At 57.4% G+C, this 16,371-nt stretch carries 12 protein-coding genes; 2 read left to right on the top strand and 10 right to left on the bottom strand.

The genetic code is table 11. The features are described from left to right. The first annotated feature begins 329 nt into the window (after nt 1–329). Complete coding sequence (locus ACEVJL_RS05130) at nt 330–1,157, top strand: carbon-nitrogen hydrolase family protein (protein ID WP_020989367.1); 828 nt, start codon at nt 330–332, stop codon at nt 1,155–1,157. A gap of 56 nt (nt 1,158–1,213) precedes the next feature. Here the strand turns inward: ACEVJL_RS05130 and ACEVJL_RS05135 are convergent, their stop codons facing one another. The 3 genes from ACEVJL_RS05135 to ACEVJL_RS05145 all read right to left on the bottom strand — a co-directional run bounded on the left by ACEVJL_RS05135 (nt 1,214) and on the right by ACEVJL_RS05145 (nt 7,047). Continuing rightward, nucleotides 1,214–3,859, bottom strand: a complete 2,646-nt coding sequence (locus ACEVJL_RS05135; protein WP_374737104.1) for an S-layer homology domain-containing protein — start codon at nt 3,857–3,859, stop codon at nt 1,214–1,216. Between the two features lie 562 nt (nt 3,860–4,421). Continuing rightward, complete coding sequence (locus ACEVJL_RS05140; RefSeq protein WP_325208122.1) at nt 4,422–5,588, bottom strand: M20 family metallopeptidase; 1,167 nt, start codon at nt 5,586–5,588, stop codon at nt 4,422–4,424. A 43-nt stretch (nt 5,589–5,631) separates the two neighbouring features. Beyond that, on the bottom strand, nt 5,632–7,047 hold the full coding sequence (locus ACEVJL_RS05145) for a YfcC family protein (protein WP_374737105.1): 1,416 nt from the start codon (nt 7,045–7,047) through the stop codon (nt 5,632–5,634). A gap of 149 nt (nt 7,048–7,196) precedes the next feature. Between ACEVJL_RS05145 and ACEVJL_RS05150 the strand changes: the two genes are divergently transcribed. Next, nucleotides 7,197–8,105: a LysR family transcriptional regulator gene (locus tag ACEVJL_RS05150; protein WP_008981926.1), complete on the top strand. Its 909-nt coding sequence runs from the start codon at nt 7,197–7,199 to the stop codon at nt 8,103–8,105. Between the two features lie 50 nt (nt 8,106–8,155). Here ACEVJL_RS05150 and ACEVJL_RS05155 read toward each other — a convergent pair whose 3' ends face one another. From ACEVJL_RS05155 to ACEVJL_RS05185, 7 genes are all read right to left on the bottom strand, one after another. Further along, on the bottom strand, nt 8,156–8,926 hold the full coding sequence (locus ACEVJL_RS05155) for a MerR family transcriptional regulator (protein ID WP_302668055.1): 771 nt from the start codon (nt 8,924–8,926) through the stop codon (nt 8,156–8,158). 114 nt (nt 8,927–9,040) lie between these two features. After that, a complete protein-coding gene (locus ACEVJL_RS05160) occupies nt 9,041–9,982 on the bottom strand; it encodes an ABC transporter permease (RefSeq protein ID WP_008981928.1) in 942 nt (313 codons plus the stop codon). 12 nt (nt 9,983–9,994) lie between these two features. Continuing rightward, on the bottom strand, nt 9,995–11,032 hold the full coding sequence (locus ACEVJL_RS05165) for an ABC transporter permease (protein WP_374737106.1): 1,038 nt from the start codon (nt 11,030–11,032) through the stop codon (nt 9,995–9,997). After that, nucleotides 11,029–12,555, bottom strand: coding sequence for an ABC transporter ATP-binding protein (locus ACEVJL_RS05170; protein ID WP_374737107.1), 1,527 nt, complete (start codon nt 12,553–12,555; stop codon nt 11,029–11,031). Before ACEVJL_RS05170 ends, ACEVJL_RS05165 begins: the two co-directional genes overlap by 4 nt. A gap of 76 nt (nt 12,556–12,631) precedes the next feature. Continuing rightward, nucleotides 12,632–13,651: a BMP family protein gene (locus ACEVJL_RS05175; RefSeq protein WP_302668056.1), complete on the bottom strand. Its 1,020-nt coding sequence runs from the start codon at nt 13,649–13,651 to the stop codon at nt 12,632–12,634. A gap of 47 nt (nt 13,652–13,698) precedes the next feature. Next, complete coding sequence (locus ACEVJL_RS05180; protein WP_008981932.1) at nt 13,699–15,093, bottom strand: amidohydrolase; 1,395 nt, start codon at nt 15,091–15,093, stop codon at nt 13,699–13,701. A gap of 250 nt (nt 15,094–15,343) precedes the next feature. Further along, nucleotides 15,344–16,336, bottom strand: coding sequence for a biotin--[acetyl-CoA-carboxylase] ligase (locus ACEVJL_RS05185; protein WP_235397469.1), 993 nt, complete (start codon nt 16,334–16,336; stop codon nt 15,344–15,346). Nucleotides 16,337–16,371 lie beyond the last annotated feature (35 nt).

The raw sequence follows: 16,371 nt of genomic DNA on the forward strand, positions 1-16,371 counted from the left end.
CTCCTCTATGTAAGATCCCGCGCACTTGGCTCGGCGGGTATTTTAGCTTAACACTCCTATTATAATGCCTCTGGAGCGGTGGAGCAAGCATCATATCAGGCAGTTTCCCGAGCAGCTTCTCCAATGGAACATATTATAATCGCTTTCTTCCGGTTTTTCCATAAATTTATCCTGCTTTTCTCTTAAAAAATATATATTTCCTGCGGTAATCTTTGTTATTTTCTCTTTTTTTGAAAACTTTTTTCTTCCATTCGGCTGAGGATATGCTACAATAAGGAAAACGGGGCCGCGCCCCAGGACTTTGTATTTCAGAGAAAGGACGAGCGCTTATGAACAAATTTCTTGCCGGCGTGATCCAACTGGATTCCCAGGACGATGTGCAGGCCAATCTGGCTGCTGCGGAAGAACTGATCCGCGGGGCTGCCGCCCAAGGCGCTAAGCTCATCTGTATGCCTGAGAGCGTCAATTATGTGGGACCCGGAATCCGGGACATTGCAGAAGCGGTCCCCGGTGGACCTACCTTCCAGCGCTTCTCCGCGTTGGCCAAAGAACTGAATGTGTGGCTGCACTGCGGCAGTATCTACGCCCAGAGCGGCGAGGAACGCCCCTACAACTGCACCATGGTCATCAATCCCCAGGGAGAGCTGGCTGCCCACTACGAAAAGCTCCATCCCTTTGACGTGTCCATCGGCAACGGCGGTCCCACAGTCCGGGAATCCGACCGGATCTGCCCCGGCCAGAACATCGTTACAGTGGACACCAAAGAAGTTGGTCATCTGGGTCTGTCCATCTGCTATGACATGCGCTTTGGTGAACTGTTTCGCATCATGGCTCTGGAGGGAGCCAATATTCTCCTGTGCCCGGCCAACTTTACCCTGAACACCGGCAAAGATCACTGGCTGCCTCTGCTCAAGGCCCGTGCCATTGAAAACGGATGCTATGTGATCGCACCGGGCCAGATCGGCAGAAAACCCCGTTTCCAGGCCTATGGCCATTCCATGGTCATTGACCCCTGGGGCAATGTGATTGCCTGTGCCTCTGATAAACCCTGCTTTATTACGGCAGAGATCGATTTGGATTATGTCCAGACGGTGCGCCAGCAGATCTTCACGCTGGAAAACCGCCGCAGTGACCGGTATATCCTTCAGCGCCTCTGATCCCAACAAAAAACCGCGCGGCCAATTGGCCGCGCGGTTTTCTGCTCTAAGAATATTTATTTGGCAACATTCTCACAAAAACGCATCAGGATCTGAGCCACTTCTGCGCGGGTGGCGCCGCTGGTGGGAGCCAGCTTGCCGCCGTCCTTACCGGACAGCAGAGTCTCGCCCACGGCCCACTCCACAGAGGACAGCGCCCAATCGGAGATGGACTTCACATCTGTAAAGCCGCTCACATCGCCCTTGGCACTCACGTCATACCCCTTATTCTTGGCATAGCCGTTGAGGATCAGGGCCATCTGCTCCCGGGTCAGAGTGTCGTTGGAGCCAAACTTATCCGCGGAGTATCCGCTGATGATTCCCTTCTGGGTCGCCCACAGAACTGCGTTGTAGTACCAAGCGTCCTTGGAAACATCCTTGAAGGTCAGCTCGCCGGACACAGCGGGATTGCCCTCCATGCTGTACAGCACGGTGACCAGCATGGCGCGGTTCATGGTAACGTCGGGGCCGAAGGTAGTGGCGCTGGTGCCGTTGAACAGGTTGTTCTGATAGGCATAGCTCACCGCCTCATAGTACCAGGCGCTATCGCTCACGTCGGTGAAGGGGAAGGAAGAGAGATTTCTGGGGTTGTCGCCAATATAGCGGTACAGGGGGAAGTTCAGGGTTTCCTTGTCATAGTCCACCACACCGTACTGATACAGTGTGCCGTCATAGCCCTTGGAGTCGGTGACATCGGGCTCCACCAGCATGGCGATCACGTCAGCGGCCACCTGGTCCATGGGGAACACATACGCACCGTTGGGGAAGGAGACCTTTTCCGCCTCTCGCAGATCGGCAATGCAGCTGTTGCTGCCGTCCTCTTCCACAAAGTAATACTGCTGCAGCTCGATTTCGGTGCCCTTGCCTACCTTGTAATACTCCGCGCCCTGGTTATCCATGATGTAGAGAATCTTATCGATGTTTTCCACATCCGCAGGGATCACATAAGCAGTGGGACGCACACGGGTACGTGCACCGGTGTCGTTCAGGTCCAGATAGACCTTCTCCTCACGCTTCAGGGTGCCGTCGAAATAGTACTGGGTATTCAGAGCATAATACTCGGTCTTGGTGTTGCCGGAAGAAGTCTGATACAGATACAGCAGATCATCTTCGTCGTAAGTCTTACCATTCTCAATGGTCTCGGCACGGGCGTCGGCTACCGCCTTCTTGATCTCGTCAGCCCGCTCAGCAGTCTGCTCAATGTAGGACATGATGGCAGTCTCCTGAGAGAATACCCGGCGCTCAAAATTGGTCTTGCCGGCACCGATGCCGCGGGTCTCGATCAGGAAGGAGACGCAGTCATACAGGCCAAAGTAGGCGCGGCCGATGGGATTATTGACGGTGGTACCGTAGTGGTATACCCGCAGGCCGGCATCTCTGGCGTCCTCGAAGGCCTCGCCGCACATTTCCAGCGCGATCTCGGTCACTTCCGGATCGTTGTTCAGGCTGGTAGCAGGAGTAGTCTCCAGGTCATAGGCATTGCTCATGTAAGCCTTGCCGGTCTCTTCTCCGGAGCTGGCTCCATAGAAAGTAAACTCGTGGCCGTCCAGAACGACCTCAGCCATAAACAGGCGGTATGCCGTATGCAGCTGAGCCAGCTCCGCAGCCTTCAGGGCCATATGATCCCGGTTCATGTCAAAGCCGTCATAAGTTGCGCGGCTGAAGAGATAAGAACCGTCCGGATTGATACGGGGAACGATCACGACGTTGATATCATCCAGCAGAGCTTTGGCCTCAGGGTCATTGACAAAGTTGTCCACGACGACCAGAGCACCCTCGCCGGAGGCGGGCTCATTGGGATGGATCTGAGTCTGATACCAAACGGTGGTCTTTCCATTCTCCTTCACCAGCTTAGCAGCCTCTTCCAGAGTGGCATTGGCAGGGATCTTGGTGTTGGTGAAGATAGCCAGAGGAATATCAAAGTGGTAGTTGGGAGTCTCGCCGGCGGAATAGAGGTACATATAGTCGCACTTCTTATCCCGATCCTGCATGAACTCTACCATCTCGTCCTGAGTGGTGAACTCATGGGCGGCGTCCGTTCCGTCAAAGGCGGGCGTGTTATACTCCTTGTCGTGGGTGGTATTCTCGGTGGTGAAGTGCTCCAGGATCTCGTCGGGCCAGATGCACAGCATGGCATCCCGGGCGTCCATCACATAGGAGTCAGGAGCCTGAGAAGGCTTTACCGTGGGCTGATAGCCGTCGCCGAACTCATCATCATTTTCACCCAAGGGACCGCCGACCACTTCAATCGTGATGCCCTTGTCCACATCGTTCTGGGGGATGTTGACGATCTTCAGGATGTTATAATATCCATTGCCGGAGATGTGATAGCTATACACGCCCGGCTCTGCAGCCGTGTAGCTTCCATCAGCATTCGCTTTGATTTCTTTCAGCTCACCCCGGGAGATCATTTCCTCCAAGGTGCGGCTGGAAGAGGTGGGGAAGCCAGCATAAAATTCTAGTTCAGTCTTTTCGGGATCAATGTCTTTGGGATATGTAAAGGTTACATTTCCCTTCTCCTCGGCAGCCAGAACAACCATATTCTCTGCTGTTCCATCCGCCACAGTCTGAGCCGATACGCCTACTGTCAGCAGGCTGAACAGCATAGCAAGCGCAAGGAGCATACTGATCCATTTTGATGTCCGTTTACCAGAGACGTTCATGTTGAGACCTCCTTTTCTTTCCCTCCGAAGCATTCCAGGAGAAATTTTGTGCTTTGTGATCTGGGTCATCCCCTGTGAAGCAAACTTCTGTGCACAACAAATTTCCTCTGGATCGGTACGTTTATTATATCTTTGTTTTTCTTCTAACGTCAATCTTTTTGTATATATAAACTAAAAGTCAATGTTATTTTTAACGGTTTTTATAAATATTAACCTTTTCAGCTTATTTTAAGGAAATCTGGGGTGTTTATTGGTGGATTGTTAAAAAAACATTTCTGAAAGAAATCTGAAATATTTTTCCTGTCCGAATTTTTCCATTAAATTAGTGAAAAATGTCAGATAACACCTCGTTATTCCCCATGGAGGAACCTCCCTGCCTGTCTTTACTGTTCCAGGCCGGTGCAGCTGAGATACCGTGGGACATTGACTTGTCTGAATGCGCGCATCCAACATCTTTCTGCATCGCGCAGAGACTACCCCCTCCTTCCCTTTCTCACGCATAAAAAATCAGCCCCGGCGGAAGAATTTCCGCTGGGGCTGGTCATTTTGTTTCTCGATTCGTTTACGCGTTGGCCTTGGCCTGCTCAAACGCATCCCAAAGCTCCTTGACCCGTTCCGGCTGGCAGATCAGGTCGCAGGCCGTTCCGGCCAGAGTCTTGGCACCGTACAGGATGGCGTCGTGAGCCTCCTGGCTCTTGCCTGCATCCACAAATGCCTGGGTATGGCTGGAGGTACCGGTGGGCACAAACTTCACCCGGATACAGCAGCCGGGCATGTGGTTGGTCACGTTGCCGAAGTCCGTGCTGCCCGTCTTCTTCCGGACCGGAGCCAGACCGGGCGCGCCACAGGCGGCAGCATTGTCCATGATGATCTCATTGAGAGGATAGCAGGGCACCTTATTGTCCAGGCTCTTCTCCTTGGTGATCTCATACTCCACATCAGCCATCAGAGCCGCTCCCTGAATGATCTGCTCAAACCGACGGCACACGTCATTGAGCACTTCCCGTGAATAGCTGCGCAGGGAGAACTCACCCACCGCCCGGGCAGGGACTACATTGGTGGGGCCGGGAGTCTCCTTAATGGTGTAGTGCATCCGGGTATCCTCCCGCACATGCTCCCGCAAAAATTCCATTCCGTTGAAGGCCAGCAGCAGAGCATCCAGAGCGCTGCGCCCCTTCTCGGGAGCCAGAGCGGCGTGAGCGCCCTGGCCTTTAAAGACAACCAGGTAGTTGGTCAGAGCCAGGCTCTTCTCATCCACGCAGGTATCCGGTCCGCCGTGCATCATCAGAGCCACATCCATGTCCCGGAAGTACCCCGACTCCCACATGGAAACTTTGGCGCTGCGGGTCTCCTCCGCCGGAGTGCCGTACACCACCAGCTGGAAGGGATTCTCAAAGCCCGCCTCTTTCAGCGCAATGGCTGTGGCGCAGATGCAGGGGCCCTGCATGTGATGGCCGCAGCCGTGGCCCAGGCCCCGCAGGGCATCGTATTCGCACAGAAGGCCAATGCGGGGACCACCATCCCCCTTGCCCCAGGTGGCCCGGAACGCAGTAGGCCAGTTCTCCAGTCCCCGCTCTACCTGAAATCCGTGCTGCTCCAGATAGTCCTCCAGCATCGCAGAGGCATGATACTCCTCCCCGTCATACTCCGGGTCGTCGTGGATCTGGTCGGCCATGGCAAACAGGGTCTCCTGCTGCTTCTGGATCAATTCATACAGCTTCTCTTTCATCTTCGTCTACCTCACATATTCCTTCCGCAGCGGGAGTTTGTTGTTACATAGGACCGTAGTTCATCAGCTGGGCGATCACTACCAGCACAGCGCCTACCACAAACCACACCAGGAACAGCTTCCACATAAAGCGCATCCAGCGGTCATAGGGCACGTTACCGGCGCTGAGGATGCCCATGAGGGCGGTGGAGGTGGGCAGGATGTAGTTACAGAAACCGTCGCCGAAGTTGAAGCTGAGGATACAAGTCTGACGGGTCACACCCAGCAGATCGCTCAGGGGGATCATAATGGGCATAACGGCAGCAGCCTGGCCGGAACCGGAGGTGAGCACCACATTGATGAGGGTGTTGGCGGCCAGCATACCCACGCCCAGCAGAGCGGCGGGCAGACCTGTCAGAACCTCGGCCATGGCGTGCACGATGGTGTCGGTGATCAGACCGGCGCTGAGCACGCTGCCGATGGCACGGGCAAACATGATGATGAAGGCAGCGCCCAGCATCTTCTTGGTGCCCTTCAGAAATTCAGCACAGATCTTGTTGAGGTCAAATCCAGCGATGAGGCCAACCACGATGGAGAGCACCAGGAACACGGCGCTCTGCTCGGCAAAGTCCCAGCCCTTCTCAATGCAGCCGTAGACAATGATTACCAGAGCAACAACCAGGGCCACGATGCACAGGGTCTTGCGGGTATCCAGGTGGCCAAAATCATCCAGAGAGCCGCTCTTGAACTCGCTGTTCTGATCCAGGTCATACATGGGGCTCAGCTGAGGATTCTTCTGGATCTTCTTGGCGTAGCGCACCAGCCAGAAGCAGGTGACTACATAGAACACTGCAAAGCACACCCAGCGGTAGCCGATGCCGGAGTAGTTGGGCAGCTCCGCAATTTTTTGGGCCACCAGGGTGGTGCTCACATTCAGAGTACCGGTTGCAAAGCCCACGGCGCCGCCCAGCAGGATAATGCCCACGCCTACGATGGAGTCCAGTCCTAAGCTTAGGGCCAGCATGACTGTAATGGGTGCAAATCCGATAAAGGTGTTCACACCCTGCGTGGTACAGATCAGAGCAAACACCAGCATCAGCAGGGGGATAAAGACCTCCACACGGTTACTGAAGCGGCGCACGATTACTGCCACCAGCGCCTGGAGCGCTCCCGCGGCAGTGAGCATATAGATGGCGCCGCCGCTGAGCAGGATCAGAGTGATCAGGTCCGCGTTATCCACAAACGCTTCCACGATCATCATGGGGACACTGAGGGGATTGACGCTGACATCCTCTACATACTGGAAGGAGGTGGCGTCTACCACGGTGCTGCCCGACACAGGGTCCTCAATACGGGCATACTCACCGCTGGGGATGATCCAGGTCAGAGCCACGGCAATGGCAATGATGACAAACAGGATCACAAAGGTGTGGGGCATGGTAAAGCCCTTTTTCTTTGCGGAGATTGCTTTCTCTGGCATAGTTTTCCTCTCCTCATTCTTGACTTGGAAGACGTCATGGGGTGTTGACCTCTTCCTGTTGTATTTAGTATAATAAAGTAACATTCAAAAAACAAATTTATTATTTTTATTCTAATCATTGGTTTTTTCAATGTTGTGGAGGTGCCGCTATGAATACCCGAGAACAGGAATATATGCTGGCTCTGGACAAGACCCGCAGCATCACTCGTGCCGCAGAGCAGCTCCATGTTACCCAACCCACGCTGAGCCTGTTTCTGACCAACCTGGAAAAGCGGCTGGGAACCCCTCTCTTCCATCGTCTGGGCAAGAAATTAGTGCCCACTCAGGTGGGAGAGGCCTACCTGCGCCGGGCACAGCAGATTGTGGCGCTGAAGTATGACTTTGAGATGGAAATGAGCGACCTGACCAGCGGGCGGCAGGGTACGCTCCATGTGGGCGGACTGCGAAAAGGAAACCTGTTTTTGATGCCCCGGCTCATACGCCGCTTTCGTATGGACTATCCGGGAGTGGATGTAATTTTGCACGAAGACACCGCCGAAAATTTAGAACATGCGCTGTGTGCTGGTGAATTGGATCTTATCTACATCAATCAGCCCCCTACCCACAGCGGCCTGCATGTAGAACACGTACGTCAGGACCACATGCTGATGGTACTGCCTGCCGATCATCCCGCTGTCCGGCGCGGCCGCTGGCTGGAGGGCTGTCACTACCCCTACTTGGATCTGCACCATGTGGAACAGGAAGCCTTCTACATGCTGGAAGAGGGCCGCAGCGTGCGCGTGGTAGCAGATGCCGCTCTGCGCTACGCCGGAGTGGAGCCGCGCAAAATCTATCTGGTCAGCAATATTGAGCTGGGGTGCCAGATGGCAGCAGAGGGGTTAGGCGTGGCCTTCACCATGGAGAGCTACCGCCGGGAACATAACTATCCCCATCCGGTGAGCTATTTCCGGGTGGGCGATCCCAACTACTATCTCACCTGGAATCTGATTTGGCGTGAGGAGGCCTTCCGCTCCACCTACATGGAGGACTTTATCCATCTGCTCAAACAGTTTGCCTGATCCGATAGTCCTTAGACAAGAAAGACACCCCGCTTCGGCGGGGTGTCTCATCAGGGCTCTAAAATTTGGATCTGAAGCTCAGTGATATAGTTGTCTACCTTATTTTCCACGAATTGGTCAATGATATTAAAGGTAACGGTCAGGGGACTGAGGTTCAGATCAGCATTCTCCCGGCGCATCTGGGCAATATGCTGGGGGATCTCATCGTAGCTGCCCTTATGAAATGCCACCAGATAGTCTCCCTTCGGAATAGGGAGGGTGGCCTGCGACTCCTCGGGCAGTTCTTCCTTCTCCCCGCCCATATCCGGCCCTACCACATACGCACCAAAATATTTCAGATTTTCCTCGTAGAACGCGATGGTAGGATAGAAATAGAAGGAGTCCTTCATATACAGGATCTCCTCACTGCCAATGGGGATGTACCGCCGCTCGGGGAAGGGCACCCGCCGCACTCCGTCCCAGAAGATGTGCTCCTGCTTTTCCTCCATAAACTGGAGTTTTCGCAGAATGGCCTCGTCAATGCGCATCAGTTCCTGCCACTGGGCACGCAGCGCTGCCGAGCGCTCCCGCAGCAGATCCATGGTGTGCACGGGGGAGCGGGAATTGAGGTAGACCCGGACATCCTCCAGCGGATAGCCCAGCTTACGCAGGTAGCGGATGGTGGCCAGCTGATAGACCTGGTCAAACTTATACCTACGCCGCCCGGTCTCCGGATTTCGAAGCTGGGGGCAGAACAGGCCGATCTTATCATAGTAATGCAGCGTCTGTACGTTCAGGCCAAACATCCGGCCCATCTCGCCCACGGTGAGATATGCTTTCATTTCGCTCCCTCCTGTCGTGCCCCATCATAACATACTTTTTCCTCCCGCGCAAAGGGCAGCCCCAAAACGCAAAGATCCCCGCACAGAACATTCTGTGCGGGGATTTCCTTTGTATCAGCGCATGCCCTTGACGTAGGGCTTGCTCAGTCCCTCGGGCTGACTGTTCTTGCCGATGGCACCCAGCATTGCCGCCAGGGTAATCACATAGGGCAGCATGGCCAGCAGATAGGGAGAGATCTCCACTCCGATGGTCTGCAGGCGAATCTGCAGGGCGTTGGCCGCGCCGAACAGCAGCGCCGCGCCAAACACACCAAAAGAGGTGTACCGGCCCAGAATGACCGTAGCCAGGGCGATATAGCCGCGTCCCGAGAGCATATTCTCGGTGAACACACCCAGCTGCACCAGCACCAGATAGGCTCCGCCGATTCCGCCCAGCACGCCGTTGAGCACCATAGCGATCCAGCGGTAGCGGTTGACCGGGATACCCGCCGACTCCGCTGCCCGGGGATGCTCACCCACGGCAATGAAATTGAGGCCCCAGTTGGTATTGCGGTAGAAGAAAAAGGCAACCACAATCAGCACATAGAGAAGATACGTGAGGATGTCCCGGTTAAAGAAGGCCTCTCCGATCACGGGGATGGCGGACAGTCCGGGAATGGGCAGGGAGGGCAGGGTCTCCACCTGCTGATAGCTCTGCCCGCTGGATACCAGCTTATACAGGAAGCTGGTCACACCCAGCATCAGCATATTCAGCGCCAGGCCGCTCACCGACTGGTCCTTGGCCAGACGGATGGTAAGCAGGCCGTGCAGCAGGCTCACTGCCATGCCGCCTAACATACCGCACAGCAGGCCCACAGGGATACTGTGAAAATACCAGGCGCCTGCGAAGGAGAAGAACGCACCGGAGAGCATCACGCCCTCCATGCCGATATTCAGGATACCGGCCCGCTCTGCGATCATTTCGCCCAGGCCGCCATACATCAAGGGCATGGCCAGGCGCACTGCTGCGGACAAAAACGCAGTGAAGAAACCAACCGTCAAAATCTCTTGCAGCATCGTGCTCCCCCCTTACCCTTTCTTTCTCAGGTTATACCAGCGCAGCAGCTCTTTGGCCAGGATCAGAACGACCACCACGCCGATGATGATACTGACGATGGCGGAGGGAACACCCAGCTGCCGCTGCATGGAGCTGGCCCCCACCTCCATGGCGGCGTAGAGAATGGCCACCGCCACCACGCCAAGAGGACGGTTGAAGGCCACCAGGGCAATCAGTACGGCAGTATAGCCGCAGTCGCCGGAGATGCCCTCCATCAGCTTTTTCTGGATGGCCAGCACCTCGATGCTTCCCGCAATGGCGGCCAGACCGCCGCTGAGGAAGGCGGAGAAGATGATGCTGCGCACCACCGGCACACCGTTGCAGGCGGCGGCACGCTGGTTGAGCCCCACCGCCTTGAGTTCATAGCCCACGGTGGTCTTTTCCATCAAAAACCAAACCACAGCCGCCAGCACAAAGGCCAGCACAATGCCGGCGTGGAAGCGGGTGGAGGTGATCAGGTTGGGAAGCTGGGCCGCCTGGTCGATCTTGGCCGACTGAGGCACATTGCCGGCGGGATCCATCAGGAAGGAGCGCACCGCATAGCCCAGGAAGTTGATGACGATGTAGTTGAGCATGATGGTGACGATGATCTCGGAGATGTTGAAGCGAGTCTTGAACACCGCCGCAATCAGCGCCCAGATACCGCCGCACACAAAGGCGACCACCATGCACAAGACGATGCGCACCACGCCGGGCACCTGAGGCAGGCCCAGAGCCACCAAGGTGGCAGAAATGGCGCCCACGTAGAACTGTCCCTCGGCACCGATGTTGAAAAAGCCGGTGCGGAAAGCCACCGCACAGCCAAGGCCGGTGAGGATCAGGGGACAGGCTTTGACAAAGATCTCGGCAAAGCTGGCCTTGGTTCCGAAGATTCCTTTGACGAAGAGGCTTGCCGCCTCCACCGGGCTGGCATCGCAGGCCAAAATCAGCAGAGCACTGATCACCAGGGTAAGCAGGCAGATGGTCAGCACATCCAGCAGGGTCTGTTTCCGGTTGGTAAGCGCGGTCATCTCACCGCCTCCTTTCCTGTGATACCGCCCATGAGAAGGCCGATCTTTTCCACGGTGGCCTCCTGACGGGTAAGCACACCTACGATCCGCCCGCCAAACAGCACAGCGATGCGGTCGCTCAGAGCCATGATCTCCTCCAGGTCGGCAGAGATAAGCAGCACGCCCTTTCCGGCATTGCGCTGCTCCACCAGCCGATCCCGGACAAATTCCGTGGCGCCGATATCCAGACCACGGGTGGGCTGGCTGGCTACCACCACCTGAGCCCGGTCATGGATTTCACGGGCCACGATCAGCTTTTGCTGGTTGCCGCCGGAGAGCAGACGCACCGGCGTGGCCTCTCCGGAAGTCCCGGAGGAGCGCACTTGGTAGCGCTGGATCTTTTCCTTGGCTGTCTGGAGCATGGCCTTGCGGTCCAGCAGTCCCTTGTGGGAGAAGGGAGCGCGGCAGTAGTCCCGAAGCATCAGGTTTTCCGTCATGTCCATGTCGGTGACCAGACTATCGTTGAGGCGGTCGTCGGAGATATAAACCACACCCCGCTCATACCGCTGCCGGACATTCTCCCGCTGGATCTCCTGTCCGTCCAGGACCACGCGGCCCTGAGAGGGGTGCTGGATGCCGGTGATGATCTCGGCCAGTTCCTTCTGGCCGTTGCCCTCAACGCCGGCCACACCAAGGATCTCTCCCCGGCGCAGCTCCAGGGTGATATCGTGGAGGGGATGGCCCTTCTTTTTCCGGGGCAGAGAGATGGCCTCCAGAGACAGCAGCGTCTCCTCTCCCGGCGGAGTGTCCACATCGTAGCTCTCATTGAGCTCCCGGCCGATCATGTGCCGGGACAGCTCATCAGGCTGGGTCTCGGCCGTGATCAGCTGGGCCACCTTCTTCCCGTCCCGCAGAATGGTGACCCGGTCGCTGATGGCCATGATCTCACTCATGCGGTGGGTGATGATGATGATGCCGTAGCCCTCCTTCTGCAGCGCCCGGAGCACCTCAAAGAACTGGGCCGTCTCCTGGGGAGTAAGCACGCCGGTGGGCTCGTCCAGGATGAGCAGCTCCACATCCCGGTACAGGGCCTTCAGGATCTCCACCCGCTGCTGCTCGCCCACCGACAGGCTGCCCACCTGGGCATCCGGGTCCACGGTGAGGCCGTACTTCTCCGCCAGAGCGCACACCCGCTGCCGGGCCTGCTTGCGGTCCAGCACAAAGCGGTTGTCCCGCAGATTCAGGATGATGTTGTCCAGCACCGTCATCTTGCGCACCAGGGAGAAGTGCTGCTGCACCATCCCAATGCCCGCGGCAATGGCGTCCTTGGGGGAGGCAAAGCGCACCGGCTCGCCCTTCCACAGGATCTGTCCGCTGTCTGCGCTGTAGATGCCGAAGAGGATATTCATGAGGGTGGTTTTGCCCGCGCCGTTTTCTCCCAGCAGCGCGTGGATCTCGCCCTTTTCCACCGTCAGGTCTACATGGTCGTTGGCGTAGACCCCGGAAAAGGCCTTGCAGATCTGTTGCATTTCAAGCAGGGCCATATCGATCTCTCCTATCCCGTACAGCGCCGCAGTACAGGCTGTACCGCGGCGCTGTGGATGTTTGTTCAGATAAAATTTACTCTACGGTGTAGTTGGGGGTGATGACCAGCTCGCCGGAGACAATGGCGTCGATGGTGGCCTGAGCCTTGTCAGCGACCTCCTGAGGCACGTTGTCGGAGATCAGAACCTCCACAGCGCCGTCGGCCATGCCCAGGTTGTACACGCCGCCCTCGAAGGAGCCGTCAGCCACGGTGCCCAGGGCGATGTCCAGCACCACGTCCAGGTTGTAGATGGCGGAGTCCAGGATGTTCTCAGGAGCCAGAGAGCTCTGGTCATAGGAGTCGCCCTGGCACCAGATATCGGCGGTCACAGCGGCGCTGATGGCACCGTTGCCGCAGGCGTTGGCGCAGTGCTTGATGACGTCGGCGCCGCCCTCGATCATGGCGGAGGCGGACTCCTGAGCCAGCTGGGTATCCACGTAGGAGTTGGTCCAAGCGGTCTTCACATCAATGTCGGGGTTGACGGACTTAGCACCCTCAATGTAGCCGTTGACGATCTTCACCAGGGAGTCGCCCTGGATGGGGCCGATGGCACCGATGGTGCCGGTCTGGCTCATGCTGGCGGCGATGACGCCCTCCACATAGGCGGTCTGCTCACAGGCCATCACATAGGAGGCCACGTTGTCGGCAGAGGCGCTGGCCTCGGTGCAGATAAAGGTAACGTCGGGGTAGGTGGAAGCGACCTCCAGAGCGGGATCGCCGAACTCAAAGCCGTGGCCGATGATCACATCGTAGCCGGCGGCGGCATAGTCAGCAAAGGCAGCGGCAATGTCGGCGGCATTCAGGTTCTCGGTGTAGGCCAGCTCGTAGCCGTACTTGTCGCAGGCAGCCTTGGCGCCGTCATAAGCGGACTGGTTCCAGCCCTGGTCGTTGACCGCGCCGGACATGCACAGGGCCACCTTCAGAGCGCCCTCCTGGGTGCCGCTCTGGCTGTTGGAGCCGGAATTGGAAGCAGAATTGGAGCCGGAACCCCCGCCGCAGGCGACGAGAGACAGGGCCATAGCCATGGCCAGCACAAGAGTGATCAGCTTTTTCATCGTATCTTCTCCTTTTTCAAATCATATCCCATGGAACCAAGCAATGCTCAGCCCAAATTGTGGAAGGCCTCGCAGGGCTCCCGCAGCACCTTGGTGCACACGGCCTCGCCCTCCCGGGCCAATTTCCCTTCGTCCACCCGGGTCAGATGCCCGTCCTGGAAAACCACCTGGCCGTTGACCATGGTCAGCCACACGTTTCCGGTGACGCCAGTGCGGGCCAGCAGGTTTCTGGGATCGTGGAGGGTACCGGTGAGTTCCAGCACCCCGGCGTCCACCATAAACAGGTCGGCGCCCTTCTCCGGCTCCAGAGAGCCCAGGTCGTTGCGGCCCAGAGTCTTGGCACCGTTGACGGTGGCGATCTTCAGCATCTCATAGGGGGAGATGCAGCCGCCCCGCTGCTTGCTGTGCCAGGCCTGCATCATCCAAGCGGTGCGCATGGAGTCCAGCAGGCTGGAGCTGTCGTTGGTGGCCGAGCCGTCGCAGCCCAGGCTGACGCACACGCCCATCTCCTGCATCTGGCCGATGGGGAGGATGGGGAAGCCGCCCAGGATGGCGGGGCCGGGACAGTGGGATACGCCGGTGCCCGCCTTGGCCAGCACCTCGTACTCCTTGGGAGTCAGCTCCCAGCCGTGGGCGATCCACACGTCGGGACCCAGGAAGCCAATCTCGCCGCACCAGTCCAGGGTGCGCTTGCCCCAGCGCTCCACCATGATCTCGTTTTCGCCCTCGCCCAGATGGGTGTGCATCCGCACGCCCTTCTCTCGAGCAAAGGTCACGGTCTCAGTAAAGGTCTCGGGGTAGCTGTTGATGGGCTGGCAGGGAGCCATGACGATCTGGGACATGGAGTAGGGCTTGGGATCGTGATAGAGCTTGATGATGCGCTCGCAGTCCTTCAGATACTCGTCGGTGGTCTCCAGCATGTTGGCGGGAATGGTGCTGCCCTCCTCACGGGGCAGGGTGTTCACGCCGCGGCCTGCGTGGTAGCGGATGCCCAGCTGGGAGGCCGCCTCCATCTGCCGGTCCACCGGAGCCTTGCCGGTGGCCTTGGTAAAGCAGTACTGGTGGTCAAAGGCACAGGTGCAGCCGTGCTTAAGCAGGTCGGCCATGGCGGTGAGGGAGGAGTAATAGATCACCTGGTCGTCCACCATCTGGAAGATGCGGTAGATCTTGTCCAGCCACTGAGGCACCGTCATGTTGGGATAATCAATGGTTTTGAGGTTTCGTACAAAGGTCTGGAAAAAGTGGTGGTGCGTGTTGATAAGGCCGGGATAGACAAACTTGTCGGTAGCATCGATCTCCTGATCGTGAGGGTCCGTGAGATTCTTTCCGATCTTAACGATCTTGGGGCCCTGGATCAGCATGTCCGAGTCGTAGTACACCCGGTCCTGTCCGTCGCAGGTCACAATGGCCCGTGCGTTGCGGATCAAAATGGTGGATTCCATACTGCTTCCTCCTTACACTCCACTTGCTCTCGTTTTCGATGAACCCATCATAATAGGTATAGTAACTATAGGTTCAAGCCCCAATTTTATCTTTTTTGCAATTTAAGCGAAAGGCACAAAACCTCTTTCCTTTTTTCTGACCTTTTTGCCTGTTTTCGTGGAGTTTTGACAGAAGTCGTTTCCAATTTCCTTCCAAATCGGCACAAAAAAACCGGACGGCTCTTACAAGCCGTCCGGCAGAGGCTACACTTTAAACATATCCATACATGCCCCGCACCGAAACTTCTCCGGCCGACAGGGCCTCCCGGCTGCCATCGGGATACTCCACCACCAGGCGGAATTCGTCGTCGATGGCCACAGCCTTGGCCTCCCGGCGGGAGACGGGGGTGATGAGCTGCACCTGGTTGCCCGGGGTGAGGCAGTCGGCGCGGTACTTATCCAAATACTCCTGCTTCCCCTGGGGGAAGGCGGCGTACATCCGGTCCAGGGCACGGATGACCTGGACGGCCAGTTCGGAGCGGCGCACCGGATGGCCCAGCTCCTGGGCCAGAGAGGTGGCCATGGGGCGCACATCTTCACTGAAATCCTCCGGGGCGTGGTTGGCGTTGATGCCGATGCCCGGGATCAGGTATTGCAGAGCGTTGCTCTCGCTCTCCAGCCCCATCTCGGTAAGGATGCCGCACACTTTTTTCCCGTTGAGAATGATATCATTGGTCCACTTGATCTGGGGACGCAGACCGCAGGCGGCCTCAATGCCGTCGCACACCGCCACCGCCACCCAGGCGGTAAAGTCGGTCACCTCTGCGGGGGGCAGCTGGGGGCGCAGCAGGGCAGATACATACAGGCCCCGGCCCTTGGGGGACTGGAAGGTCCGTCCCAGCCGTCCCCGGCCGCCGGTCTGCTCCTCACTGATAACCACCAACCCATCCGGCGCTCCTGCCATGGCCTGGCGCTTGCACTCGGTGTTGGTGGAATCTACGGTGTCCAGGCACAGGAGTTTCCCGCCCAGATGGCATCCGGCCAGAGGTCCGGTCAATTCGCCCTCCCGCACCCGGTCGGGCGCGCTGTCCAGCCGATACCCGCGGTTGGGCGCGGACTGAATGGTATACCCCTCCTGGCGCAGAGCTTCAATGGCCTTCCATACCGCCGCGCGGCTGATCCCCAGGGTACGGCTCATGGCCTCCCCGGATACATATTGATTCTCCTGCTGCAGCAGCAGGGAGAGCACCTGTTCCCGGCTCATCCGTTTGTCCTCCAAATTTCTGATTTTCTTTCATT

Origin of the sequence: Flintibacter porci (genome assembly GCF_041925195.1) — a bacterium.
Taxonomy (GTDB): Bacteria; Bacillota; Clostridia; order Oscillospirales; family Oscillospiraceae; genus Lawsonibacter; species Lawsonibacter porci.